Raw genomic sequence first — 25990 nt, 5'->3', positions numbered from 1 at the left:
AAAAGCCTGCTTTCGAGCAGGCTTTTTGCTTTTCTGTCTGCCTGTTTCCTTGCGGACGAAAAACCTGGAGTCACCGCCGGGACGTTTGTTTCGCTCACCCGAGCGCTGACGCTCCCCAGCGGGGAACGCCAGCGTTTTCCTCTTTATTCCCACGTCACTGGTTAGCGGAACGGCGGTTCGTTGAAGGTGCGTAGCTTACGCGAGTGCATGTGATCCCCCTCGGCGCGCAGCAGATCGATGGCCCGGATGCCGATCTGCAGATGCTCAGAGATGGCCCCCTCATAGAAGCGGTTGGCCTGACCGGGGAGCTTGATCTCACCGTGCAGCGGTTTGTCCGAGACGCAGAGCAGCGTGCCGTAGGGGACGCGAAAGCGATAGCCCTGGGCGGCGATGGTCGCGCTCTCCATATCGATAGCCACCGCGCGGCTGAGATTAAAGCGCAGCGCGGAAGCGGAATAGCGCAGCTCCCAGTTACGGTCGTCGGTGGTGACCACCGTCCCGGTACGCAGCCGCTGCTTCACCTCCTCGCCCGGCATCCCGCTCACCTGCTTGGTGGCGTCGTACAGGGCGCGCTGCACTTCGGCAATGCTGGGGATTGGAATATCCGGCGGCAGCACCGCATCCAGTACATGGTCGTCGCGCAGATAGGCGTGGGCCAGCACATAGTCGCCGATGGCCTGGCTTTCGCGCAGGCCGCCGCAGTGGCCGATCATCAGCCAGACATCCGGGCGCAGCACCGCCAGGTGGTCGCAGATGGTTTTGGCGTTGGCCGGGCCGACGCCAATATTAATCAGCGTGATCCCTTTGCCGTCGTGGGTGATCAAATGCCAGGCCGGCATCTGGTGTTTCTTCCACGCCAGATCGGAAATGGCCTGCTCCGGCGCTTCGGTTTCGGCGGTGATCCAGATCCCGCCGGCGCAGGAGAGAGCGATATAGGGGCTGTCGGGATCGAGGATCTGGCTGCAGCCCCAGCTGACGAACTCATCCACGTAGCGGGTATAGTTGGTGAACAGCACGTAGGGCTGGAAGTGTTCCGCCGGCGTGCCGGTATAGTGCCGCAGACGCGCCAGCGAAAAATCGACGCGGCGGGCGTCAAAGTGCGACAGCGGATAGAACTCGGTAGGATGGAACAGGCCGTCTGCGGTCTCATCGCCAATCTGCGACAGCTCGGTGGTAGGGAAATAGCGCGTCAGACCGGCGCTCATCGAGCGGTCGAGTGTCAGGGTGGAACCATCTATCACGTAAGGATAGGGGATCTCATGCTGCGACAGCTCGACGCTGATATGCGCGCCATAGTCCTGATACAGCAGGGTCAGCTGTTCCAGCAAATAGTGGCGGAACAGTTTCGGATTCGTGATAGTGGTGGTATAGCACCCGGCATGGGTGAAACGTCCCCAGGCGCGCGTTTTGAGGGCTTTATGATCGGCGCCGTCCCAGGAGACCGAGAGCTGCGGATAGACAAAAAGACCTTCCGCGCGGGCTTCGGTATCGGGGAGCGTATTATGGTCGATATAGTCGCCGATGGCTTTGCGTAATGCCGTGACCGAGGCTTCATAGCGCGCTTCCAGCTCGGCAAGCGCTTGTTCCGGGGTCAGACTGGCGGCCTTGTTATTCATGATTCGCTCCTTGTTTCAGGTCTGCTGACATTCCCGATAGTATGTCACAGCGTGAAAAGGGCGAAGGGGAATTTATCTGTCAGATGCGAAGAGACCCAGATCATCTCTGGCAAAGGGGTCGGACCCGATTTATTTGCCGGCGTTTGCCCAGCGCTCACTGCTATAGTGGGTTGCTTTGAGGATCTTCAACGTCTGTGTCGGGTTATTATTCAGACAATAACGCGCATCGGCCAGCGGAGTAAGTTTATCGCCTTCCTGCAGGTGAAGGCGACAGGCTTCAATTTCAGCAATCATCGCTAATGTACCGCTCTGAAGCACGACGCAGCAGGGGCTGGTCATTGAATTTTTTCTCACTTTTTTTACCCACCACTCCATCTATATCTTCCTGTCCTGATCACATTCCTGCCGATAATTCATGTTTCCTGAAGGCCTGACAATAAGATTATCCCCTTGGTTTATACAGTGTTTAAAAATAGGCGACCTAACGTTGATCTCAGCGGTAGGCTTTTTTTCGCTGAACATGAATGATCTGCCGGGTTTAATTTGCCGGAGCCGATGGCTATGCTGAGAAGCAGACAGTGAAAATAGCCTGTCAGGAATAGGGCAGCTGAGTTCGGCTATGCGAAAAATAATAGAGAGAGCGTCATGAAGCATGTTTTACGCCACTGGCGAACGTCAGGCGCCGTTATTGGCTCACTGTTAAAAAAAGGGATCGTTGCGGTGCTGGCGCTGCTGGTGGTGTTTCTCGCCGGACGGATCTATGAGTCCCAGCGCGGCCCCGCGCTGCATTCCTGGCATACCTGGCATGGCAACGAGATGACGGCCAAAGAGATCGACCAGGCGACCTTTGCCCAGTATCTGGCGCGGGAGAAAACGATTTTCGCCGATCTTCAGCGCGAGGTGACAGAGGCCTTGCCGGAAGAAGATAAAACCCCAGTCAACCGCTTTTATCGCCATAGCCGGGTCTGGCCGGGGCAGTTTACGCAGGACTGGAACCGCTCTTTTGTACTATTGCCGCAGGGCAAACCGCGCGGCAGCGTGGTGCTGCTCCATGGCCTGACCGATTCGCCCTACAGCGTGCGCTATCTGGCGCAACTTTGGCGGCAGCGGGGCTATGTGGCGGTGGCGCCGCGTTTGCCGGGCCATGGCACCGCGCCAGGTGCGTTAACCGCCGTTGACTGGGAGACCTGGCTGGCGGCAACGCGTCTGGCGGTGCGCGAAGCGACGCGCCTGGCCGGGGCGGACGTGCCGCTGCATCTGGTCGGCTACTCTAACGGCGGCGCGCTGGCGCTCAAGTATGCCCTCGATAGCCTGGAGGACAGCCATTTACGCCAGCCGCAGCAGATTATCCTGCTGTCGCCGATGATCGGCGTGACGGCGTTTGCCCGTTTTGCCGGTCTCGCCGGGCTGCCGTCCATCTTCCCGGCGTTTGCCCGCGCGGCCTGGCTAAACGTGGCGCCTGAATTTAACCCGTTCAAGTACAACTCTTTTCCGGTAAAAGCGGCGAGACAGTCCTGGCTGTTAAGCCAGGCGCTGCAGCAGCAGATTATTCGCGCGTCCCGTCAGGGGGAGCTGAAAGCGCTGCCGCCAGTCCTCACCTTTCAGTCGGTGATGGATTCCACCGTCAGCACCCGGGCGGTGGTGGAGTCCCTGTATCGCTACCTGCCGGACAACGGCAGTGAGCTGGTGGTGTTCGACATAAACCAGGCGGCGGATCTCCGGGTCCTGTTCCGTCCCGCGCTCTATGCGGCGGTGAATACGCTGCTACCGCCGGCGCCGAGGGCCTATACCACCACGGTGGTGACCAACGCGACGGCGCATACGCTGCAGACCGTCGCCCGCACTACGCTGGCCCAGGAACGGGAAGAGCATCGTTATCCTCTACACCTTGCCTGGCCGGCGGATATGTACTCCCTGTCGCATGTGGCGGTGCCGTTTCCCCTGAGCGACTCGCTGTATGGCCGCGAGCCGGACGAGAAGAACCGCTACGGCATTAGCCTGGGCACCATTTCACTGCGTGGAGAAACCGGAACGTTGAGCGTGGGGCTGGAGACGTTAATGCGCGTCACCTCTAATCCTTTCTTTCCGTGGATGCTGGCGCGCGTCGATGAGCATATCGCCTGCGGCGAACAGGCGGCGGTAGTGGCCTGCCTGAAGGCGCAGGCCAGCGCGCAGGCGTTAAAAGAGGCTCAGGTGCAGGACGGTGCGCAGCAGAATGCCGACGATCGCCGCGGGAACCACGAAGCGAAACAGGCGGACAAACCGTGAGCTGATGCCGAGGAAAATACCGATTCCGGGCAGATCGAAGGTCTGGATCAGCAGGCCTGCCGAGGCGTTGACCTGGCTGACGGTGACTTTGCCCTGCTGGATCAGCTCGGAAATGACGCCAAAGTAAGCGGTGCCTCCGGCGACGCACTTCACCAGCGCCGGCAGCACAAAGTTCTGCGGAATGTGCAGCCAGCCGAGCACCGGTTTCAGCAACTGCTGCAGCAGGTCGATGGCGCCAGCGCCCTGCAGCAGTCCGACGATGGTTAACGACAGGATCAGCATCGGCACCGCGCCGAGCGCCAGGCGGATGGCGTCGGAGCCGGCGCTATTGATCACCGCCAGAATGCCCTGACTGTTCTGCTCGGCGTTGGGCAGCGCTTCCGCGCGAGGATTCTCGGCGACCGATAAGCGCCGTCCGGTGACGTGCCAGGCGACTGCTGCCGCGCACAGGCCGCCGACCACTGAGATAACGATCGAGGCCAGCCAGTGGAGGCCGAAAGGGGTGAGGGGATAGAAGACGTTGCCTTGCCCCATGGCGAAGACCATGGCCAGCGTGGCGGCCATTTGCCGGTCAGAAACGCCGCGTTTGTCCATAATGGACAGCGTGGCCAGCGGGGCGGCGAAGCTGACAAAGTTAATCTGGATCAGGGCGAAGGCGCTCATCCCGGTTAAGCCGAAGGGCTTCAGCAATGGCGCAACCCAGCGCACAATCACATCGAGGATGCCGCGGACCTCCAGATATTTCATGATAATCAGCATGATCACCATGATCGGCAACAGCGTATACAGCGCGACGTCAACGGACGATTTGCCCGCCGCCATAATGATGCTTATGACATCCATTTACGTTCTTTACCACTCGCAAAGCCATTCGTTCGCGTCATCATAATCCCGTGGGGAAGGAAATGATATGTCAGGATCGCCCGGGGGACCGGCGCCATGGGGCGCCGGGAGGAGAGAATTACTGGCCGATGTTGACCAGCGTGCGGCCATGAATATTGTTGCTGAGGAAATCTGCGGCATACGCTGGCGCCTGCTCCAGCGTGATTTCGGTGGCTGCCTGCTGGTAGTAGCCCTCCGGCAGCAGCTGGGCCAGACGCTGCCAGACCGCGTCGCGTTCTGCGGTGGGCACCATCACCGAATCCACCCCCTGCAGACGCACATTGCGCAGAATAAACGGCATTACGGTGGTCGGCAGATCGAAGCCCCCGGCCAGACCGCAGGCGGCGACGCAGCCGCGATATTGCGTTTGCGCCAGCACTTTAGCCAGCATCGTGCCGCCAACGGTATCCACCGCGCCCGCCCACAGCTGTTTCTCCAGCGGGCGGGTCTCTGCGAAGTCGCTGCGCGGCAGGATGGCGTCGGCGCCGAGCTGGCGAAGGTAATCGTGCGTCGACTCGCGGCCCGATACGGCTGTCACCCGGTAGCCGAGCGCTTTCAGCAGTACCACGGCGGTGCTGCCGACCCCGCCGCTGGCGCCGGTGACCAGGATATCACCGCTTTCCGGGGTGATGCCCGCACTGACGAGGGCATCGACGCACAGCATTGCGGTAAAGCCGGCGGTGCCGATGATCATCGCCTGGCGCGCGCTGAGTGCCTCCGGCAGGGCAACCAGCCAGTCGCCTTTGACACAGGCCTCTGTGGCCAGACCGCCCCAGTGGTTTTCGCCCACGCCCCAGCCGGTGAGGATCACGGCCTGGCCGGGAACAAAGCGCGGATCGCGGCTTTCACTTACCCTGCCGGCAAAATCAATCCCCGGCACCATCGGGAACTGGCGGATGATTTTGCCTTTGCCGGTGATCGCCAAGGCATCTTTATAGTTGAGACTCGACCAGTCGATGGCGACCCGCACGTCGCCTTCGGCAAGGGCGGGCAGGTCAATCGCTTTGACGGCGGCCACGGTGCGGTTGTCAATCTGGTCCAGAACTAATGCTTTCATGACTGAGTATTCCTCGTCTGAAGGGAGTTATCGGCGCTATCGCCGTCCTGTGCAGGTGTTATTGTCATCATATTGTGCGCAAAGAAATCCCAGTACTGGTTAAGGGGAGCGGCGGACTGGACCAGCCTGGCGCGCATCACCGCGCCTTCCCAGCCGATCCAGAACACCTGGGCCAGCGCCTCCGGTGAGGTGTCGCTGGCAATCGCCCCGGCAGCCTGCGCCTCGTGCAGGCAGCGGGCCACGCGCGCCTCCCATGCCGCCAGGATGGCCTGCAACCGCTGGGTAAATGCCTCGGGCAACAGCGGAGCTTCCTGCAGCAGGTTGCCTACCAGACAGCCGCGACGAAACTGGTATTTCTCCATTCCCTGACCGGCATCTCGCACGAAGGCCGCCATCCGTTCCAGCGGCGGCACGGCGTCGTCCAGCAGGAATTTATCTAATTTATGCGCAAAGTAGTCGCCATAGGCGGCAAGCACGGTGAGGCCAAAGGCCTCCTTGCTTTTGAAACAGTGGTAAAACGACCCCTTTGGCACGGCGATATTCTTGATTACCGCATCAATCCCCGCCGCGAGATAGCCCGTTTCGGTCAGCACCTCCAGGCCCGAGCGAATCAGTGCCTGGCGGGTGTCGACAAACTGCCGATCGGCTTTTGGCGGTCGGCCGCGGCGGGGCTTCAGGTTGGCGGAGATAGCGGGATTCATCATTTAGACCGTATGGTTTAATTGTTTGTCAGGGTACCCCCAATCCTGGTATGGGGCAAGCAATGTATGGCAGCGAAGGGCGGGATTTCGAGGCATTCGGCTTATGAAAGGCAACGCGGATTATCAATAATGGCTAATGCATGGATATCGGGCCGTTACGACAGAGAATATCAATCCGCTGAGGCTATTCCGCTGACCATATATCTCTCTGGCCGCCACGGAATGATAAGGATGAATGGTAGAGATTATATTGCCGGGCTGACGATGATTTGCAGACCATAGCGGATTGACAATGCCGGCATGATAAAACACATTGTCCCCCCTGAACGGGCGCCGGTTGCCACCTCAGTTTAAATAAACACGCCGCCAGACAGGAAAGCCTGTCCTTTATTATCGGCGTCTGGATAAATAACCCGCCGCTGAAACCACACCTGCGAAAAAGGAATAACAGCCTGATGTACAGAATGAATATTGCCGTCAAAGGAGGGGAGGAATGTCGCTAATCGCTATTGTGCTGGTCTTTATCATGGCCATCGTGGTGACGGTGTTCATTTCCCATCTTCTGCCCGTTAAAGTGCCGCTGCCGTTGATCCAGATTGCGGCGGGCGCCGCGCTGGCCGCCGGTGGTTTTCAGGTCGATTTCGATCCGCACATCTTTTTGCTGTTGTTTATCCCGCCGCTGCTTTTCCTCGATGGCTGGCGGATCCCGAAAGACGCGTTTTTCCGCGATATGAAGCCGATTCTGTCGCTGGCGATAGGCCTGGTGATGGTGACTATCCTCGGTATTGGCCTGTTTATTCACTGGCTTATTCCGGCGATTACCGTGGCGGCGGGGTTCGCCCTGGCGGCGATTCTGTCACCCACCGATCCGGTGGCGGTATCGGCAATGACCGCCAGCTCGCCGCTGCCTTCCCGGATGGCGCATATCCTCGAAGGGGAGTCGCTGTTAAACGATGCTTCGGGTCTCGTCGCTTTTAATTTCGCCATCGCCGCGGTGCTGACCGGCAGCTTCTCACCGGGAGAGGCGGTGATGAAGTTTTTCCTGATGGCGTTCGGGGGCATCCTCAGTGGGCTCGTGGTGGTGTGGGTCACCGGCAAATGTAATAACTTTCTGGTGCGGCGCACCCGCGAGGAGCCGGCCATCCAGATCCTGATCAGCCTGCTTATCCCCTTCGCCGCCTACCTGCTGGCCGAGGCGTTCCATGTCTCCGGCATTCTTGCCGCCGTCGCCGCCGGCATTGCGATGCACTATGAGCAGCTGTCGGGGCCACGGCTTCCCGCGACGCGCATGAAAAGCAGCGCGGTGTGGTCCATGCTGCAGACTACCCTCAATGGGATGATCTTCCTGATGCTGGGCGAGCAGTTGCCCCGCATGCTCAGGACGTTGCCGGCGGTAGCCAGCCAGGCCGGCGTCCCTTCGCCCTGGTATCTGCTGCTGTACGCCGTGGCCATCACTCTCGCGCTCGGTCTGATGCGTTTCGCCTGGGTATGGCTGTCGATGACGCTGACCATTTTTCGCCGTAAACGCCGGGGCAAGGCCATCACCGTCCGTCCGCGATTCAGCATCCTCGCCGTCATGGCGCTGGCGGGGGTTAAAGGCTCCGTGACGCTCGCCGGTATTCTGACGCTGCCGGCGGTGCTGGCGGATGGTTCACCATTCCCGGGCCGCGAACTGCTGATCTTTCTCTCAATGGCGGTGATCCTGATGTCGCTGGTGGTGGCGGCTATCGGTCTGCCGTTCATGACCCGCTATCTTGCCGATGATTTACCCCATGACACCGGCAAGGACGATATTGGCGCCGTCATGACCGAAGTGGCCATCAACCGGCTAAATGCGCTACTCGACGAGCCGGTGGAGGATCCCACTGAGCAGGCCCTGCGGGCGGATGCCGGTAATATGCTACTGGAAACCTACCAGCGTCGGCTTCACTATAACGACAATGACGAAGGGCAGGACGTCGGGCTGGAGCTGGCGAAGCGCGCCAGGCTGGAGAAATATATGCAAAGAGAGGTCATTATCGCCCAGCGTCAGGAGCTGTTCCGGCTGCGTCGCGCCCACAACATTAGCGATATCACCTTTTATGAGGTGCTGCGGGAGATAGACCTGAAGGAAGAGAGTTTGCGCTAGGGGCGCCATTGCTGGAGGGGGATCCTTCGCCCTCCGGCCGCGCAGCTGGCGCGGAAAAGCAAAAAGCCTGCTCGAAAGCAGGCTTTTTTAAATTTGGCTCCTCTGACTGGACTCGAACCAGTGACATACGGATTAACAGTCCGCCGTTCTACCGACTGAACTACAGAGGAATCGTGTGAACGGGGCGCATATTAACGATGCCACCCGGCCTTGTCAAAGCCTGATTCAAAGAATTGCGTTCGACTGCTGACAATTTCAGCAACCCTCACTCGTGCGCTGTTTTTTTCAGCATATTGCACCGTTGTAGTGCGAATGTACCCCTAATGGGGCATACCACAATCTGCTTACCGGGCAAATAAAAACCGGATTGCTATCACTATCCCTTATAACACCGCCTGTGGCGGGCAGCGGCAGCGGAAATGAAAAGCTGGCAAGCAAATTGCAAAACCAGTTTCATCATACTTCCAGCGTTGACGCTGGCGTTCCTTACAGGAGGCAAAATGAACTTAAGACGACTGAAATATTTTGTGAAAATCGTCGATATCGGCAGTCTGACCCAGGCCGCTGAAGTCTTGCACATCGCCCAACCGGCCCTCAGCCAGCAGGTCGCGACCCTGGAAGGTGAAATGGACCAGCAGCTGCTGATACGCACTAAGCGAGGGGTCACGCCAACGGAAGCCGGTAAAATCCTGTATACCCATGCGCGGACCATCCTGCGCCAGTGTGAGCAGGCGCAGCTGGCGGTCAATAACGTCGGTCAGACGCTGCGTGGCCAGGTCTCGATCGGCCTGGCGCCGGGCACGGCGGCCTCCGCCATTACTATGCCGTTGCTGCAGACGGTGCGTAATGAACTGCCCGAGGTGATGGTCTATCTGCAGGAGAGCAGCGGCACGGCGCTGAATGACAAGCTGCTGGCGGGCCAGCTGGATATGGCGGTGCTGTATGAGCGTTCGCCGGTGGCCGGCATCGTCAGCCAGCCGCTGCTGAAAGAAGATCTCTACCTGGTCGGTACCCGCGATTGCCCGGGGCAGAGCGTGGACCTCACGGCGGTGGCGGAGATGAACCTGTTTCTGCCGCGCGACTACAGCGCTGTACGGGCGCGGGTCACCGAAGCGTTCACCCTGCGTCGGCTGTCGGCGAAAATTATCGGCGAGATTGAATCCATTACCACCCTGACCGCGGCCATCGCCAGCGGCATGGGGGCGACGGTCCTGCCGGAATCCGCTGCCCGCTCCCTGTGCGGCGCGGCGAACGGCTGGATGGCGCGGATTAGCACGCCGTCAATGAGCCTGTCGCTGTCGCTGAACATGTCGGCGCGCGGCGGTTTGTCGCCGCAGGCGCAGGCGGTGAAGGAGATCCTGCTGTCTCTGGTGAGCCGTCCATCGCTGGAGAACCGCGAACTGCAGCTGGTGAGTTAGGCTATATTCTCTTAAGGAATAAGTTGCTGGTTTTTATTATTTGTTACCCGGGACAACAGACTTTAACAATAGCAGATACGTTAAGTCCATTGGCCCGGAGGAAAGGGTGAACTTCCAGCAACTGAAAATTATCCGTGAGGCGGCCCGTCAGGATTACAACCTGACGGAAGTCGCGAATATGCTCTATACCTCGCAGTCAGGCGTCAGCCGCCATATCCGGGAACTGGAAGAGGAACTGGGGATTGAGATCTTTATCCGTCGCGGCAAACGCCTGTTAGGCATGACCGAGCCGGGTAAAGCGCTGTTATCCATTGCCGAGCGGATCCTCAATGAAGCCAGCAACGTCCGACGGCTGGCGGATCTCTTCACTAACGATGCCTCCGGCGTCTTAACCATCGCCACCACCCATACTCAGGCGCGCTACAGCCTGCCCCCGGTGATTAAAGCCTTCCGCGAGCTGTTCTCCGACGTTCGCGTCGAGTTGGTGCAGGGCACTCCGCAGGAAATTGAAGCGCTGCTGCATAACGGTGGGGCGGATATCGGCATCGCCAGCGAGCGTCTGAGCAACGATCCTACGCTGGCGGCTTTCCCCTGGTTCCGCTGGCATCACAGCCTGCTGGTACCCAAAGACCATCCCCTGACCCAGGTGTCTCCTCTGACGCTGGAGGCGATTGCCCGCTGGCCGTTAATCACCTATCGCCAGGGGATCACCGGCCGTTCGCGGATCGATGAGGCCTTCAACCGCAAAGGGCTGATGCCGGATATTGTGCTGAGCGCCCAGGATTCCGATGTCATCAAGACCTACGTCGAGCTGGGGCTGGGCGTCGGGCTGGTCGCCGAGCAGTCCGGGGATGCCCGCGAAGCGGACACCTTTACGCGCCTCGATACCCGCCATCTGTTTGATGCCAATACCGTGTGGCTGGGACTGAAGCGGGGCCAGCTACAGCGTAATTACGTCTGGCGTTTTATCGAATTGTGCAATGCCGGACTGTCGCTGGATGAGATCAAGCGCCAGGCGATGGAGCCGGAAGAGGCCGCTATCGACTATCAGATTTAAGGAAATGCTGGCCAGCGGATCGGGGAGAGGAAATACCGCTATAATTCACACATGAGAGTCGCGACTGAGGAAGGGAAAATGACGATGCGGCGTGTGAAATTACTTTGTTCGGCGCTGATGCTGCTCGCCAGCCACAGCGCACTGGCCGTTAGCTATCCGCTGCCGCCGGAGGGGAGCCGTCTGGTGGGCAGCGCATTTACCATTGCCGTGCCGGAGAATAACACTCAACCACTGGAAAGTTTTGCCGCCCAGTACGGCCAGGGGTTGAGCAATATGCTGGAAGCTAACCCCGGCGTCGATGTCTATTTGCCGCACTCCGGTTCGACGCTGACCATTCCGCAACAGCTGATCCTGCCTGACACCGTGCGGGAGGGGATCGTCATCAACGTCGCCGAGATGCGCCTCTATTATTACCCGCCGCTGGGCAATAGCGTGGAAGTCCTGCCAATCGGCATTGGCCAGGCGGGACGCGAAACGCCGCGTAACTGGGTGACGGCGGTAGAGCGCAAGCAGGAAGGGCCCACCTGGGTACCGACCGCCAATACCCGCCGTGAATATGCGAAAGAGGGCAAAACCCTGCCGGCGATGGTGCCGCCCGGCCCCGATAATCCGATGGGGCTGTATGCGATCTATATCGGCAGGCTGTACGCCATCCACGGCACCAATGCCAACTTTGGCATCGGGCTGCGCGTCAGCCAGGGATGCATCCGCCTGCGCAATGACGACATTAAATTCCTGTTTGATAACGTACCGGTGGGGACGCGCGTCCAGCTGATCGATCAGCCGGTGAAGTACACCGTGGAACCGGATGGCAGCCACTGGCTGGAGGTGCACGAGCCGCTGTCGCGCAACCGGGCGGAATTTGAATCCGACAGAAAAGTCCCCTTGCCGATGACCTCGGCGCTGCGCGAATTTACTCAGGGGCCGGGAGTGAGTTCTTCGCAGGCCGAGCAAACCCTGCTGCGCCGCTCCGGCATGCCGGTGAATATCAGCGCCACAGCGGCGCAGGGAAGTTTGTAGCGGTGGAAAAAGTTAAGCCTTGATGCGGGATGGCGGCCCGGCGGGACCCGAAAAGCAAAAAGCCTGCTTAAAAGCAGGCTTTTTAAATTTGGCTCCTCTGACTGGACTCGAACCAGTGACATACGGATTAACAGTCCGCCGTTCTACCGACTGAACTACAGAGGAATCGTGTGAACGAGGCGCATACTACTGGCCCGGCATTTTTGTGTCAACACTAAAATTAACCTGCTGATTCAAATGGCTAAATTTAGCTCAACACGTTGTTTTAGTGAACAGTGCGCCGATCGTCTTCGTCCTGCAGGCCATTCTCCCGTCTGCGCGCCAGCGGATCCTGGCGGTAAAAATGGCAAAAACGCTGCCACAGGGCCGGGAAGCGGGGCGCGAACAGTTCAGGCGCGCTGAAAAAATATTCCGATAGGACGGCAAAGCACTCAGCGGGATCGGTGGCGGCATAGGCGTCAATGCTGGCTGCGCTTTCCCCCACCAGATCTATCTCATCCTGAATGTTGTTCATCGCCGCGTGGAGATCGTGCTCCCAGCCGGCGACTTCGCGCAGTGGGATCAGCGGCACCCCGCTGGCCCGATCGCCATTCCGCGTATCGAGCTTATGCGCTACCTCATGCACCACAAGGTTAAAGCCTGACGCATCAAAGGAGTCCTGAATATCCAGCCAGTTTAGCACCACGGGACCCTGCTGCCAGCTTTGCCCCGATTGCACCACCCGCTGGTTGTGGACCAGGCCAATATCATCCTCCCATTCATCATCCACGACAAACGGGGCAGGGTAGATCAGCACTTCATGAAAACCGTCCAGCCACTCTATCCCCAGCTCAAGTACCGGCAGGCAAAAGAGCATAGCTATCCGCGCCTGATGCAGCGGAGTCAGCTCCAGTCCCTGAAGCGCTACCAGACGTTTTTGCTGTAGGAAACGGGCAGCCATCTGCGTCAGCTTATGCTGCTCAGCGGGCGAAAGGTGGGCTAAAACCGGAATGGCAAGCGCTTGCTCCCAGGGCATCTCTGCGTTGCCGGACTCATCATCTGCTTTCCAGGGCCATTTAAACATCATATTGCTCGCAAAGTCGTCACTTGAACACGATTACCGAAACGGGAGCTATTAAAATGCCAAAGATCCTGGCATTATAGCAACCACAACAGCGGAGAGATGCCGGAGCGGCTGAACGGACCGGTCTCGAAAACCGGAGTAGGGGCAACTCTACCGGGGGTTCAAATCCCCCTCTCTCCGCCACTCTTCTTTCTCTGACCATTCCCCTTCAATAACACCGTTAGCTTCAGGTATAACGCCTGCGCTGGGGTATCGCCATCATCATCGTCCTGGTTTCAGCGTAAAGACGCGGTACTGTGCCTTGTCCTTTTGTGGTCTTACCGCCGCAATTTGCCCGAACGAGCTTAAACGCATCATAAAGAGGGAAGGTACGCCTGGAAAGCGGCAATGTCGAAAAGAGTGATCTCAACGGAGCGGGAACAAGAAAAAGCCCGCTGAGCGCGGGCTTAGATGGGGATCAGAACTGGTAAACCAGACCGAGGGCCACGATATCATCGGTCGAGATACCGTTGTTGCTGTAAAAGCGGTCGTCTTCATCCAGCAGGTTGATTTTGTAATCCACATAGGTGGACATATTTTTATTGAAGTAGTAGGTCATGCCGATGTCGACATACTTGACCAGATCCTTGTCGCCGAAGCGAGAAGAGGAGTAGAGATCTTTACCCTTTGATTGCAGATAGGCCACAGACGGACGCAGCGGTAAATTATACTCATCGAACTGGTACTGGGCGACGACTTCAAAGTTCTGCGTCTTATTGGCAATAGCGCCGTTACCGTAGAAGGTCATGTTGCGGGTTTCCGCATACATGGCGGCCAGATAGATGTTGTTGGCGTCATATTTGGCGCCGACGGTCCAGGCGTCGGCTTTATCTCCGTTGGCATAAATATGGCTGCTACGTGCTGCCGTCAGCTGGTTATGGGTACGGTCGGAAGATGAGTAGGCTGCCCCGAAGCTGATGCCCATATCGAGATCGTAGTAGCTGGAGATACCAAACCCGTCGCCATTTTCCCGCGCCAGTTTACGAGCACCACCGTTGTTAGTGCCTTCGCCAGAACCGGCGTTTTCATTATTACCCTGGTACTGCAGGGCGAAATGCAGGCCGTCGACGAGGCCGAAGAAATCGCTGTTACGGTAGGTGGCCACCCCGTTGGTGCGGCCGGTCATGTAAACGTCGGTCTGGGTGTAGGTATCGCCGCCGAATTCCGGCAGCATATCAGTCCAGGATTCGATGTCGTACACCACGCCGTAATTACGGCCATAGTCCAGTGAGCCATAGTCAGCAAACTTCAGACCGGCGAAGGCCAGACGGGTCCAGGAATTCGCTCCTTCATTTTCGCTGGTATTGGCCTTGATATTGTATTCCCACTGACCGTAGCCGGTTAACTCGGAAGCGATCTGCGTTTCGCCTTTGATGCCAAAGCGTGCATAGGTCTGATCGCCGTCCTCTGAAGTGTCGTCTGAGAAATAGTGCAGGCCGGCGACTTTCCCGTAAAGATCCAGTTTGTTGCCGTTGTTGTTATAGATTTCCGCGGCATTAACGGCATTGGCCATTAATAATGCCGGAACCATGAGAGCCAGTACTTTTCTTTTCATTATATATTCCCTTTTAATAATAATTTCTGTGAATTATGACAATCCCTCCGGAATGACTATCAGATACTAACGACCAGGTTCATTTTTATTTAAAATAAAATATGTAAATAAATAATGTAAGATATTGCAAAATATTTCCAAATGGTTCGTTATATTAAATTTAAATGAATCTGCTTTTATTATTATTTTATTATATAGCAATAGGTTATGTTGTTTTGTTGCGGACTCGGTTAACCAAATGAAATTATTTTTATTAATTTGCGGCGAGGGGGTTATTCAGCATTTAAATATAATTTATGAGACAAACTCGCCGGGTGAGATAAGTACAATACGCGGCATGGTTGATGTCGTTAATGTTTAATCCTGTGGGTAAGTAATAAAGAACAAACCCTTGGGTATTTCCATTGGCAGCATAAGTGATAAGTAGGTGCAGAAGACAAGGATGAAACTGCTGCCTGTGGCGCAGGTTGGCGCTATAATGTGATGTGTGTCACGTTTTGGGTGGCAGTAGTATGATTTGTCACGGAGAAGAATGAGATGGAAGAGCAGGCAAAACGCAGCCCGGGCGGCAAACTCGCGCTCTGGGCGTTGTATGCCTTTTGCGGATATTGTGTCTGGGTCATTGTGCGTTACTGGTGGGTGGTAGGGAAAATTCACAGCGTTCCCGGCGCCAGCGCGGAGGGCGACTTTGGCACAATGGCAGGGAAATGGCTTGGCGCCCTGTTGGGGATGCTGGTGCTCGCCGGCATTGGCGCGATCCTAGGTGCTGTCGTCTGGTATACACGGCCCGCCAGAAGCAGGCGGGATCATCGGTCGTAAAGTTGCTATGCTCGAGGCTGACCTTCAGATAAGGAACGCCTATGAACCTGGTAGACTGGCAGCAACGATTTGAGCACTGGATACTGACGCACCACGCCCAGGAGGATGCGGCGCACGATCTGTCCCATTTTCGTCGCGTCTGGGCCACCGCCACCCGGCTGGCCGCCGGGGAGGTGGAAGTCGACAGGCTGGTGCTTCTCACGGCCTGCTATTTTCATGACATTGTCAGTCTGCCTAAAAATCATCCGGAGCGAAGCCGCTCTTCGATGATGGCTGCCGAGAAAACCCTTGCGATTTTGCAGTCGTCGTTTACCGATTTTCCCGCAGACCGCTATGCGGCGGTCAGCCATGCTATTGAGGCGCACAGCTTTAGCGCGGCGATCCCGCCGCGCACGCTGGAGGCGAAAATCGTCCAGGACGCCGACCGTCTCGAGTCGCTTGGGGCGATTGGCCTGGCGCGGGTCTTCGCCGTCGCCGGCGCCCTGAACACCATTCTGTTTGATGCCGACGATCCTTTCGCCGACCGGCGAGCGCTGGATGACAGAAAATATGCCCTCGACCATTTCCAGTGCAAACTCCTGCGCCTGCCGGAAACCATGCAGACCGCCGCAGGAAGGGCTATGGCGCAGCATAATGCGCGCTTCCTCGTTGAGTTTATGGCCAAGATCAGCGCGGAGCTGAAGGGGGAGCCTATGGCGCTGGATGAGGCGGTTTTACGCCGCTTTGCACCACAGCCGTCAACCGACCAGTGATTTATGGTACTCTCTGCAAAAATCGTCCGCGCTGGTTGAGGATATGCCACAAAAGTTAATCAAGGAAAACAGGTCGTTGTCATTGACGGAGCAGGCCGGTGAAGAGGCTCAGGCGCTGCTGCGTCAGCTGATGACGATCTACGATGTGAAAACGCTGGTCGCCGAGCTGGTTAGCGTCGGGGAGCAGCACTGGAGCGCGGCGATCCTCAAGCGCGTGGCGGCCCTCGGCCGCGCGGCGGGGCGTTTGCGTCCGCAGGAGGTCGCTCATCTGGCGACGCTGCTGCCGGCGCCGCCGGCCCATCATCCGCACTATGGGTTCCGCTTTGTCGATCTGTTTGCCGGTATCGGCGGGATCCGCAGCGGTTTTGAAGCCATCGGCGGGCAGTGCGTCTTTACCAGCGAGTGGAATAAGCATGCGGTGCGCACCTATAAGGCCAACTGGTATTGCGATCCGCAGCAACACCGTTTCAATGAAGATATCCGCGATATCACCCTCAGCCATCGCCCCGACGTTAGCGATGACGAGGCGGCGCAGCATATCCGCGAGACTATCCCGCAGCATGATGTGCTGCTGGCCGGCTTTCCCTGCCAGCCTTTCTCACTCGCCGGCGTATCGAAAAAAAATGCCATGGGTCGCGCCCACGGCTTTGCCTGCGAAACCCAGGGGACGCTGTTTTTTGATGTGGTGAGAATTATCGCCGCCCGTCAGCCGGCGATCTTTGTGCTGGAGAATGTTAAAAATCTCAAAAGTCACGATCAGGGACGCACCTTCCGCATCATCATGCAGACACTGGATGAGCTGGGGTATGAGGTCGCTGACGCCGGGCATAGCGGGCCGGACGATCCGAAAGTGATCGACGGGCGCCATTTCTTACCACAGCACCGGGAGCGCATCGTGCTGGTAGGCTTCCGTCGCGATCTGCACCTGCACGAAGGGTTTACGCTGCGCGATATCGCGGCGCTTTACCCGGCGGTTCGGCCAACATTTGGCGAGCTGCTGGAGCCGACGGTGGATGCCAAATTTATCCTCACGCCGGTACTGTGGAAATATCTTTATCGCTATGCGCGCAAGCATCAGGCGCGGGGCAATGGCTTTGGTTATGGCCTGGTGGACCCCGCGAATCCTCACAGCGTGGCCCGGACGCTCTCCGCCCGCTACTATAAAGATGGCGCCGAAATTCTCGTCGATCGCGGCTGGGACCGGCCGCTGGGCGAGACGCATTTTGACGATCCGCAGAATCAACAGCGGCGTCCTCGTCGGCTGACGCCGCGGGAGTGCGCCCGATTGATGGGCTTCGAATCGCCTCAGGGGGCGCGTTTCCGCATCCCGGTGTCGGATACCCAGGCCTATCGTCAGTTCGGCAACTCGGTAGTGGTTCCGGTCTTCGCCGCGGTGGCGAAGCTCCTGGCCCCGCGCATCGCTCAGGCGGTGGCGCGTCGCGAAGCGGATGATAACGATGGCGGATGTTCACGATAAAGCCACACGCAGTAAAAATATGCGGGCTATCGCCACGCGCGATACGGCGATCGAAAAGCGGATAGCGGCGCTGTTGACTCAGGCGGGATTCACCTTTATTGCTCAGGATCGCGAGCTGCCGGGGCGCCCCGATTTCGCTTTACCCGACTACCGTTGCGTCATCTTTACCCACGGCTGTTTCTGGCACCACCATGACTGTTACCTGTTTAAGGTGCCGGCCACCCGGACGGCGTTCTGGCTGGACAAGATCGCCGGCAACGTAGCGCGCGATGCCCGTGACCGGCAAAAGCTGGCCGCGCAGGGCTGGCGGGTGCTTATCGTCTGGGAGTGCGCCCTGCGCGGTCGCCTGAAGCTGAATGACGAGGCGCTCACCGAGCGTCTGGAAGAGTGGATCTGCGGCGCCGGACACGACGCGCAGATCGACACCCAGGGGATCCGCGAACTGGCGCTTATTTCGACGCCTTACAAGGAGTAACTTCGCTGCGAACCGGGAAGAGATATTTGCCCAGCGTCACCAGCACGACGGCGAAAATAATCACCGCCAGCGCCAGCCACTCGATCAGTGACAGGCTTTCGCCACCGAATCCGGTGCCAAGGAGAACCGCTACCACCGGGTTGACATAGGCGTAGCTGGTGGCCACCGCCGGGGTGACATTGCGGATCAAAAACATGTAGGCGTTGATGGCAATCAGCGAGCCAAAGATAGCCAGATAGGCTACGGCGGCGATCCCGGACCACGACGGAACGCGGGTTAAGGTTTCACCGCTCAGCCATGAGGCGGCCAGCAGGACGATCCCGGCGGCGAGCATCTCGATTGCCCCCGCCATCATGCCGGTCGGCAGCACGATCCGCGAGCCGTAAACCGAGCCGAAGGCCCAGCTCAGAGAGCCAATCAGAATCAGCAGTGCGCCCCAGGGGTTGCCGTTCAGGTTGCCCCCGCTGTTAAGCATCACAATACCCGCGAGGCCAATGGCAATCCCCAGCCACTCCAGCTTCCGAGTGGCGATGCCGAAAAAGCGGCTGAAGCACAGGGTGAACAGCGGAACGGTGGCGACCATCACCGCGGCGATCCCGGAGGGAACGTGCTGATGTTCGGCCAGGGTGACAAAGCCGTTGCCGACGGCCAGCAGCAAAACCCCGATCAGCGCGGCATTAAGCAACGGCCTGCGGGCCGGCAGTTTATGGCCGGTGGCCAACAGCCATCCCAGCAGCAGCACGCCGGCAGAGAGAAAGCGAATTCCGGCCATCATCAGCGGCGGCCAGCTGGCGACGCCGACGGCGATGGCGAAATAGGTAGAGCCCCAAATGATATACAGCGCAAACAGCGCCCCGATAAGCGGTAACAGCTGACGGGTAGACATACTTCCTCACGACGGTGCAGAGATAGAAAGGGGACATATAGTAAACGTGAAAACTATCCTGCTGGCGAGCGCTTAATTTGCGCCAGGTTGTTAAATTTATATTGACTAATTGTACCTTGGGCAGCGGCCGTTTTTTAACGCATACTCGAGGGAGACATTGATGAAAAGAGAAGGAAAATCATTTTGGCAGGAAGTAGTCTTTTAACATTACTTGATGATATCGCCACGCTGCTGGACGATATCTCCATGATGGGCAAGCTGGCGGCGAAAAAAACGGCGGGGGTGCTGGGCGACGATCTTTCCCTGAATGCCCAACAGGTGACCGGCGTGCGGGCAAATCGTGAGCTGCCCGTGGTCTGGGGTGTGGCGAAAGGGTCGTTCGTCAATAAAATCATCCTCGTGCCGCTGGCCCTGCTGATCAGCGCCTTTATTCCCTGGGCGATCACGCCGCTGCTGATGGTGGGTGGCGCGTTTCTCTGTTTTGAAGGGGTGGAGAAGGTGCTCCACAGTCTGGAAGCGCGTAAGCACAAGGAGGACCCAGCGCAACGGCAGCAGCGTCTTCAGGCGTTGGCGGATCGTGACCCGCTGGCCTTTGAGCGTGACAAAGTAAAAGGGGCGATTCGCACCGACTTTATTTTGTCCGCGGAAATTGTCGCCATCACCCTCGGCATTGTCGCGGAAGCGCCGCTGCTGAATCAGATCCTCATTCTCTCGGGGATCGCGATTCTGGTCACCATCGGGGTCTATGGCCTGGTGGGGGTGATCGTCAAGCTGGATGACATGGGTTACTGGCTGGCGGAGAAACGCAGTACGCTGGCGCAGTGGCTGGGCAAAGGGTTATTGGCCGTGGCTCCCTGGCTGATGAAATTGCTCTCTGTCGTCGGGACGCTGGCCATGTTCCTCGTTGGCGGCGGGATTGTGGTCCACGGTATTGCGCCGCTGCACCATGCCATTGAGCACTGGAGCGCGGGCCTGGGCGGCATGTTGGCCGCCTTGCTGCCGATGGTGGTCAATCTGGTGCTGGGTTTTATCATCGGTGCGGTGGTCCTGGCCGGCGTCAAGGCGGTGAGCCGCCTGCGTGGCGCTGCGAAGTAATCAGGTGCGGCGCCGCGTATTGGCGCCGCGTGGTCTACGCTAAAAAGCGCGTCCGGTATCGACAGAAACCGCGTGCGCTGACGACGTCAGGTTTGCGCAACGTACTACGAGAGAAAGATGGATAAGCCACTGCGGTTGAAGTTGAAAAAGCGCTACTTCCTGACTCGCCCGGCACATGTGGTTAACGTTTGTTTTATCGTGGTGCTATTTTTCTCCACGCTGCTGATCTGGCGTGAAATCAACGTCCTGGAAGAGGCCTACGTGGCGAACCAGCGCAATAATCTGGCTAACGTCGCGCATGAAATGGATGGGCTGCTGCAGTTTAACATCGACAGGATGATGTTTTTTCGCCACGGTATGCAGTCCGCACTTGAACGCCCCCTCGACGTCGATGTGTTGCACGAGGCCAGCCAGCGCTATCTGAACCAGCGCCATCAGGAGATTTGGCGGGTGGCGCTCCCGAACCGCCGGACGCTGCCGGTGTTTGGCGTCTCGGAGAGCGTCGTCAGGGAGAACCCGCTGCTCTTGCCGGACGATCCGCTGGTGGTCAATGAACTGATGGCGACGCTGGAGCTGGGTTATCTGTTAAATCTGACGCAGCATGACCGCGATTTTGCCGAGCGGATGCAATATATCTCCCGCAGCGGCTTTTTCACCTCGACCCTGCCGCTGCGCGATGAATCGCAGGTGAAGACGTACTATTCGCGCGCTATCAGCGCCCTCTGGTTTACCCGGCAGACCCAGCGGAACAATCCGTACCGCGGCGTTATCTGGCAAACCTTTCCTGACGATGACCCGCAGCTGGAAGAGCAGGTGGTTACCGCCTCGATACCGCTGGATTTTGCCGGTTACTGGCGCGGCGTGCTGGCGATGGATTTCTCAGTCAGCGAAATAAAAGCATTTTTAATCAGCGCGATGAAGGGCGGGCAGGAGGGGGAATACCAGCTTTATGACAGCCATCTTAGCCTGCTGGCCTCCTCTGCGCCGGGGAATGTCCTGACGCTGCTGTCGCCGCGCGAGCAGGAGCTGCTCAGCCGCGCGTTTGCCCATGATAACCAGGGCGGCCTGCGTCTGCTGACGCGCTATATCAGTTGGGCCAAACTACGGAATTTTGACGGCGTGCTGCTGCGGATCCACACCCTGCGGGAAGGCGTACGCGGCAACTTTGGCACCATCACCATCGCCCTGACCCTGATGTGGATCCTCTTCACCTTGATGCTGCTGCTCTCCTGGCTGGTGATCCGCCGTATGGTCCGCAATATGAGCGTCCTCCAGACCTCTCTGGAGTGGCAGGCCTGGCACGATGCCTTAACCCGCCTGCTCAATCGCGGGGCGCTGTTTGAAAAGGCGATGGCGGTCGCCAGCGCCTGCCAGCGCAGCGGACTACCGCTGGCGGTGATCCAGCTCGATCTGGATCACTTTAAGAGCATTAACGATCGCTATGGTCATCAGGCAGGTGACAGGGTGCTGTCGATGGTGGCCAGTACCCTTGCCGGCACTGTGCGGGAAGGCGATTTGCTGGGCCGCGTGGGGGGAGAGGAGTTTTGTGTCGTCCTGCCGAATACCACGCTGCAGGAAGCGGCGGCGATAGCGGAGCGGCTACGCCTGCGTATTCATGGCCGGGAGGTCTTTTTGCATAACAACGTGACGCTGCGGGTCAGCGCGTCGTTAGGGGTAAGCGCCAGCGAAGAGCAGGGAGAGTATCACTTTGAAGCGCTGCAGTCGGTCGCCGATGGTCGACTGTATCTGGCCAAGCAGAATGGCCGCAACCAGGTCTGTTATCGCAGCGAAGCGTGAGTAAAACGTTTCGCTCGCGCCAGCGGATTTGAGATTTATCTTAAAGTAATGTCTGGCGATTGTACTATCGGATGAAACCGGTTTGCGGCTAAGCCTTCTCGCATCAGCCTTGCAGCCCTTTCTGCTGCGAAGCGCCGACTTTCTCAATATTTTGCGTCATGAATATCTCTTGTCATGCAAAATAATTGAGGATAATGTTTCAACGCATCGGATTTCCCGGTGTAACGAATTTTCAAGTGCTTCTTGCATTAGCAAGTTTGATCCCGACTCCTGCGAGTCGGGATTTTTTTCGCCCATCGCTAGCGGTTGGCTTCACTGGCGCTGAAATCATGAATATCGAGTTCAAATGCCTCCGCCAGTTCGCGCCAGGTATGCGCCCCGCGGCCATCGATACTGGCGCGCTGAGGGTCATCGAGGATGCGGTGGACTTCGCTTTCACTGATCTCATTAATCGCCGCCAGCAGGGCATCAACGTTGACATCAACGTCGTTCCCGGTCTGGTCTGTCAATCGGTTCTTCATCATTACCCCCCTCGCTGAGCGTCGCTCAAGCCTTTTTAAGTATAGTCGGTCTAAAAAAACGCCAGTCACCGGCCGCGACGCTGCGAGCGGCGTGGTTTTGTTCTACACTGGCTGAAAATAGAGAGGAGATGGATTATGCAGGTGAACGATCGTGTCACGGTGAAGACCGACGGTGGCCCACGTCGATCGGGCGTAGTGCTGGCAATTGAGTCGTTTAGCGAAGGGACGATGTATCTGGTTTCGCTGGAAGACTATCCCCTGGGGATCTGGTTTTTCAATGAAATAGGGCACCCGGATGGGATCTTCGTGGAAAAAGAAATCTCGTAAAACCGAACTGGCGGGGCCACCGCCAGTTTGTTTCAGCGTAGATTCACCTGAATACCACTGGTAATGTTTTCGGTCAGCCGAACGATGTGGTAAATCACCTGCTTATTATGCGTCTGTATTTTCTTTTTAATATTACCTTTGTGCGATGATACCGTTTTCGCTTTGATGTTCATTTGCGTTGAAATTTGCGAAGTACCATGCCCGGCCATCCACATTTGCAGCATATTTGATTCTGTTTTGCTTAGCGACAACGTCGGTAAATTCAACTGCCCCAGGCTCGTGTTCTTGTATTTAAGATAATTAACCAGAATGACATCAAGGTCTTTTGGGGTGATCGATTTTGAACTGATAAGCAGATTCTTACGTACCCGCAGATAGCGGTCAAAATGGATGTTCGCCAGCGACATAAAAATCACAAACAGCGTCGCCGGATTTTGCGTGATGATCTGGCGAATAATGTTATTACTTTCATCATCATGCACAAAGCAATCTTCATTCAGAAACACCACCGCCGGGCAACATGACGCACAGTGCCTGTGCAGATCCTCAGCGCAGTTGACCTCAACGATTTCCTGTTTTTTAATTCCCCGACTGGTCAGATATCCCGTAAGTCCTAACCGGGTATAACTGCACAAATCCATAATCATCGTTGACATGACCCATCCTCAATCAACACGTAACGATATACACTTCGCACTGGCTGTGCGAAGCAGTCCTTGCGGGCGGTAATAATAGTAGGTTTAAGAAAGAACCCATTAGTTCCATTAAACTATTCCGCATCTCTGCATATAATTTGCCAGGAAAACTCTTAAAGTAAAGTCGAGAACCGGTAGTGTGAGCGAATTAAAAACAAAAAGTGCCCGTGGCTGCTATGGTTAGGCGCCAAAGATTCTTTTACTTTCAGAATTTCCTTATTTCATATGAAGGTCGCGATGCCTGGCCGTGTTTTACCCGGCTTCTCCGCCCGCAGCGGGGGTGGAAGGCTTAACGCTTTAATGCCACAATACTTTTTTATCAGCTTGTGGGATGAATGATGAAACAGTTAGTTTTTGCTGGCATGGTGGTGGCGCTGGCCGGATGCGTGCAGGTTGATCGTTACGAAGACGTTGTTAAAGCCCCTGCGCCGGCAGGCCTGGAAGGCTACTGGCAGACGAAAGGGCCGCAGAGTGAGATGATGAGTCCGGACGCCATCGCCAGCCTGATCGTCACCAAAGATGGGGACACCTTCGACTGCCGCCAGTGGCAGCGCGTGATCGCCCAGCCGGGGAAACTGATGAACCGCGATAGCGATATCTACAACGTGACCGCTTCCCTGGATATCTACCCGATCGAGCGCGAGGGCAACACCCTTTCCTACGATCGTATGACGTTGACCCGCGTTGAACGTCTCACCCCGGAGTGCGAGAAAGCGTGGGCTAAAGCGCGTGCCACCGCTCCAGTCAGCGCGCCGACCACCGCGCACTAAGATTCCGGCGGGCCACCGCTGGCCCGTCCGGCGTCAGATGACTACAGCACCGCCTCCAGCACCCACACGCTGACGCTTCCTCCGTTACAGGTAAAGGTGGCGCAGCCTTCGCCGTCGGTTTCGACAATCTCTTCCCGATTGCCCAGGAAATCCCGCCAGCGTTTGTTGCCATAATTCTCGCCCAGCGTCAGGGTCTTTTCTCCCTCATCACCATTGGACATCACCACCACGCAGCCGGGATCCTCGTCCGTGCCGCTGCGGCTGAAGGCAATGCAGTTGGGGTGATCGAACCAGAGAGTCTGCACGCCGTGGGCAAAACGCTGACGGGCGTCGATCAGCTCGTGGAGTTGTTCGATAACGGGCATTTCTATGGCGTAGGTTTGTCCGTCGCCGCCGGTATCCTCATAGGAGGCGCCGAAGAGATCGGCATAGAAGACCGAGGGTACGCCATTTTCACGCAACAGGATCAGCGCATAGGCCAGCGGTTTAAACCATGGCTCAACAGGCGCCTCGAGCGCCTGCAGCGGCTGGGTATCATGGTTGGTGACCAGGGTGACGGCATGGAAGGGGTCGGCTTCCACCAGCGTCCCGCTGAAAATCTGGCTCATGTCGTAATCGCGCCCCTGGCGGGACGCTTCATGAAATTTCATCTGCAGCGGGGCGTCAAACAGCATCGTCTTGCCCTCGACCAGATCGATATACTGCTGGAGCTTTTCCACTTCATGGGACCAGTATTCCGCAACAATAAACAGCGGCTGCGGGGCTACCTCCTGAACATGCTCGATCCACGCTTTGTAAAACCATGCGGGGATATGCTTCACAGCGTCAAGACGAAAACCGTCGCAACCGGTTTGCTCCATCACCCAGCGCGCCCAGTATTTGATCTCTTCGGTGACGGCGTGATTACGAAAATCGATATTGGCGCCCATCAGGTAGTCGAAGTTGCCAAGCTCGTCATCGACCTGTTCATTCCAGCCTTCGCCGGTGTAGTCGTTGACGATTTTAAATACACCGTCTTCCGTCGGATTCTCGATGTGGTCAATGCCGCTAAAGCACTTGTAGTCCCAGACAAACTGCGAATACTGTCCGGCGCGCACCGGGAAGGTATAGCGAGTCCATGCCTCGCACTCGATGATCGTCTCGTCAATTTGCGTGCGATCCTGCTCATCAACGCGCTGCACGCGCAGGGCCTCTTTTTCATCGGCGCCCATTTTATGGTTCACCACCACGTCCAGCAGCACGGCGATGTCGTGCTCCTTCAGGGCGTTGATTGCCGCCAGCAGCTGGGTCTTATCGCCATATTTGGTGGCGACAGAGCCCTTTTGATCAAACTCGCCGAGGTCGAAGAGATCGTAGGTGTCATAGCCGACGGAATAGCCGCCCGAGGCGCCTTTGTAGGCGGGGGGCAACCAGACCATATTGATGCCGATTTCGTTAAGACTGGGGGCCAGCGCTTCGACTTCACGCCACAGTTCGCCGCCGGCGGGGTAGTACCAGTGAAAACATTGCAACAAGGTGGGGTTTTTCATCTTCCATGCTCCAGACGTCAACAGGCTGACCTTTGCAGTATGG

General features: G+C 57.5%; 23 protein-coding genes, 3 tRNA genes and 1 pseudogene. 14 read left to right on the top strand and 13 right to left on the bottom strand.

Annotated elements, in window-relative coordinates:
• Positions 1-161 precede the first annotated feature (161 nt).
• Together ACLEXF_RS07745 and pmrD are read right to left on the bottom strand one after the other, a co-directional pair.
• Entirely contained in the window at positions 162-1616 is a 1455-nt protein-coding gene (locus ACLEXF_RS07745) for an AMP nucleosidase (RefSeq protein ID WP_004203506.1), read from the bottom strand.
• 129 nt (positions 1617-1745) lie between these two features.
• Positions 1746-1991: a signal transduction protein PmrD gene (gene pmrD / locus ACLEXF_RS07740; protein WP_004203504.1), complete on the bottom strand. Its 246-nt coding sequence runs from the start codon at positions 1989-1991 to the stop codon at positions 1746-1748.
• A 270-nt stretch (positions 1992-2261) separates the two neighbouring features.
• On the opposite strand from pmrD, the gene ACLEXF_RS07735 reads away from it, so the two are divergent.
• Entirely contained in the window at positions 2262-3884 is a 1623-nt protein-coding gene (locus tag ACLEXF_RS07735; protein WP_049004400.1) for an alpha/beta hydrolase, read from the top strand.
• Here the strand turns inward: ACLEXF_RS07735 and ACLEXF_RS07730 are convergent.
• From ACLEXF_RS07730 to ACLEXF_RS07720, 3 genes and pseudogenes are all read right to left on the bottom strand, one after another.
• Positions 3795-4727 (bottom strand): nucleoside recognition domain-containing protein, encoded by a 933-nt coding sequence (locus ACLEXF_RS07730; protein WP_004203502.1) that lies wholly within the window; start codon positions 4725-4727, stop codon positions 3795-3797. The genes ACLEXF_RS07735 and ACLEXF_RS07730 overlap by 90 nt on opposite strands.
• Positions 4728-4845: 118 nt before the next feature.
• Complete coding sequence (locus tag ACLEXF_RS07725) at positions 4846-5760, bottom strand: MDR family oxidoreductase (protein WP_223171745.1); 915 nt, start codon at positions 5758-5760, stop codon at positions 4846-4848.
• A pseudogene (locus ACLEXF_RS07720) lies at positions 5699-6524 on the bottom strand (TetR/AcrR family transcriptional regulator). The gene ACLEXF_RS07725 and the pseudogene ACLEXF_RS07720 overlap by 62 nt, the downstream one beginning before the upstream one ends.
• A gap of 493 nt (positions 6525-7017) precedes the next feature.
• Between ACLEXF_RS07720 and ACLEXF_RS07715 the strand changes: the two are divergent.
• Positions 7018-8652 (top strand): Na+/H+ antiporter, encoded by a 1635-nt coding sequence (locus tag ACLEXF_RS07715; RefSeq protein ID WP_004203499.1) that lies wholly within the window; start codon positions 7018-7020, stop codon positions 8650-8652.
• Between the two features lie 94 nt (positions 8653-8746).
• On the opposite strand, the gene ACLEXF_RS07710 is transcribed toward ACLEXF_RS07715, so the two are convergent.
• Positions 8747-8822: transfer RNA gene (locus tag ACLEXF_RS07710), tRNA-Asn, on the bottom strand.
• A 330-nt stretch (positions 8823-9152) separates the two neighbouring features.
• Here ACLEXF_RS07710 and nac point away from each other — a divergent pair.
• The 3 genes from nac to ldtA all read left to right on the top strand — a co-directional run bounded on the left by nac (position 9153) and on the right by ldtA (position 12147).
• On the top strand, positions 9153-10070 hold the full coding sequence (gene nac, locus ACLEXF_RS07705; RefSeq protein WP_004203498.1) for a nitrogen assimilation transcriptional regulator NAC: 918 nt from the start codon (positions 9153-9155) through the stop codon (positions 10068-10070).
• A 106-nt stretch (positions 10071-10176) separates the two neighbouring features.
• Positions 10177-11127, top strand: coding sequence for an HTH-type transcriptional regulator Cbl (gene cbl, locus ACLEXF_RS07700; RefSeq protein WP_004180456.1), 951 nt, complete (start codon positions 10177-10179; stop codon positions 11125-11127).
• A 78-nt stretch (positions 11128-11205) separates the two neighbouring features.
• Positions 11206-12147 carry a L,D-transpeptidase gene (gene ldtA, locus ACLEXF_RS07695; protein WP_085840959.1) on the top strand — a complete coding sequence of 314 codons (942 nt, stop codon included), beginning with the start codon at positions 11206-11208 and terminating at the stop codon, positions 12145-12147.
• An 89-nt stretch (positions 12148-12236) separates the two neighbouring features.
• On the opposite strand, the gene ACLEXF_RS07690 is transcribed toward ldtA, so the two are convergent.
• A tRNA-Asn gene (locus tag ACLEXF_RS07690) sits at positions 12237-12312 on the bottom strand.
• Positions 12313-12412: 100 nt separating this feature from the next.
• The gene (gene mtfA, locus ACLEXF_RS07685; protein WP_074194586.1) at positions 12413-13213 is read right to left on the bottom strand and encodes a DgsA anti-repressor MtfA; all 801 of its coding nucleotides are present in this window, start codon (positions 13211-13213) and stop codon (positions 12413-12415) included.
• A gap of 90 nt (positions 13214-13303) precedes the next feature.
• On the opposite strand from mtfA, the gene ACLEXF_RS07680 reads away from it, so the two are divergent.
• Positions 13304-13393, top strand: a tRNA-Ser gene (locus tag ACLEXF_RS07680).
• Positions 13394-13667: 274 nt separating this feature from the next.
• On the opposite strand, the gene ompC is transcribed toward ACLEXF_RS07680, so the two are convergent.
• On the bottom strand, positions 13668-14804 hold the full coding sequence (gene ompC / locus ACLEXF_RS07675; protein WP_064794278.1) for a porin OmpC: 1137 nt from the start codon (positions 14802-14804) through the stop codon (positions 13668-13670).
• 537 nt (positions 14805-15341) lie between these two features.
• Between ompC and drpB the strand changes: the two genes are divergently transcribed.
• The 4 genes from drpB (at position 15342) to ACLEXF_RS07655 (ending at position 18327) form a co-directional block, all read left to right on the top strand.
• Complete coding sequence (gene drpB / locus ACLEXF_RS07670; protein ID WP_004203489.1) at positions 15342-15623, top strand: cell division protein DrpB; 282 nt, start codon at positions 15342-15344, stop codon at positions 15621-15623.
• A 41-nt stretch (positions 15624-15664) separates the two neighbouring features.
• A complete protein-coding gene (locus ACLEXF_RS07665; protein WP_004203487.1) occupies positions 15665-16375 on the top strand; it encodes a phosphohydrolase in 711 nt (236 codons plus the stop codon).
• Between the two features lie 76 nt (positions 16376-16451).
• Positions 16452-17852 carry a DNA cytosine methyltransferase gene (locus ACLEXF_RS07660; protein WP_161992938.1) on the top strand — a complete coding sequence of 467 codons (1401 nt, stop codon included), beginning with the start codon at positions 16452-16454 and terminating at the stop codon, positions 17850-17852.
• Positions 17833-18327: a very short patch repair endonuclease gene (locus tag ACLEXF_RS07655; protein WP_023318645.1), complete on the top strand. Its 495-nt coding sequence runs from the start codon at positions 17833-17835 to the stop codon at positions 18325-18327. Before ACLEXF_RS07660 ends, ACLEXF_RS07655 begins: the two co-directional genes overlap by 20 nt.
• On the opposite strand, the gene yedA is transcribed toward ACLEXF_RS07655, so the two are convergent.
• Positions 18302-19213, bottom strand: a complete 912-nt coding sequence (gene yedA / locus ACLEXF_RS07650) for a drug/metabolite exporter YedA (RefSeq protein WP_023318644.1) — start codon at positions 19211-19213, stop codon at positions 18302-18304. The two genes, ACLEXF_RS07655 and yedA, sit on opposite strands and share 26 nt — an antisense overlap.
• A gap of 183 nt (positions 19214-19396) precedes the next feature.
• Between yedA and ACLEXF_RS07645 the strand changes: the two genes are divergently transcribed.
• Positions 19397-20308, top strand: coding sequence for a DUF808 domain-containing protein (locus ACLEXF_RS07645; protein WP_049004331.1), 912 nt, complete (start codon positions 19397-19399; stop codon positions 20306-20308).
• Between the two features lie 117 nt (positions 20309-20425).
• Complete coding sequence (gene dgcQ / locus ACLEXF_RS07640) at positions 20426-22105, top strand: cellulose biosynthesis regulator diguanylate cyclase DgcQ (RefSeq protein ID WP_049004332.1); 1680 nt, start codon at positions 20426-20428, stop codon at positions 22103-22105.
• Positions 22106-22404: 299 nt separating this feature from the next.
• Here dgcQ and yodD read toward each other — a convergent pair whose 3' ends face one another.
• The gene (gene yodD / locus ACLEXF_RS07635) at positions 22405-22626 is read right to left on the bottom strand and encodes a YodD family peroxide/acid resistance protein (protein ID WP_004203478.1); all 222 of its coding nucleotides are present in this window, start codon (positions 22624-22626) and stop codon (positions 22405-22407) included.
• Between the two features lie 135 nt (positions 22627-22761).
• On the opposite strand from yodD, the gene dsrB reads away from it, so the two are divergent.
• Positions 22762-22953, top strand: coding sequence for a protein DsrB (gene dsrB / locus ACLEXF_RS07630; protein ID WP_004203477.1), 192 nt, complete (start codon positions 22762-22764; stop codon positions 22951-22953).
• A 32-nt stretch (positions 22954-22985) separates the two neighbouring features.
• Here the strand turns inward: dsrB and rcsA are convergent, their stop codons facing one another.
• Positions 22986-23609 carry a transcriptional regulator RcsA gene (gene rcsA / locus ACLEXF_RS07625; RefSeq protein ID WP_004203475.1) on the bottom strand — a complete coding sequence of 208 codons (624 nt, stop codon included), beginning with the start codon at positions 23607-23609 and terminating at the stop codon, positions 22986-22988.
• Between the two features lie 374 nt (positions 23610-23983).
• Here rcsA and yedD point away from each other — a divergent pair, with 374 nt between their 5' ends.
• Positions 23984-24418, top strand: a complete 435-nt coding sequence (yedD, locus tag ACLEXF_RS07620) for a lipoprotein YedD (RefSeq protein WP_072140493.1) — start codon at positions 23984-23986, stop codon at positions 24416-24418.
• Positions 24419-24459: 41 nt separating this feature from the next.
• On the opposite strand, the gene amyA is transcribed toward yedD, so the two are convergent.
• On the bottom strand, positions 24460-25947 hold the full coding sequence (gene amyA / locus ACLEXF_RS07615; RefSeq protein ID WP_004203469.1) for an alpha-amylase: 1488 nt from the start codon (positions 25945-25947) through the stop codon (positions 24460-24462).
• Between the last annotated feature and the right edge of the window lie 43 nt (positions 25948-25990).

This window comes from Klebsiella pneumoniae complex sp. WS1778, from assembly GCF_049472055.1.
In the GTDB taxonomy this organism is placed as follows: Bacteria; Pseudomonadota; Gammaproteobacteria; order Enterobacterales; family Enterobacteriaceae; genus Klebsiella; species Klebsiella quasipneumoniae.
Note: the sequence above shows the minus strand (reverse complement) of the source record. Positions and strands in the feature narration are given on the sequence as shown.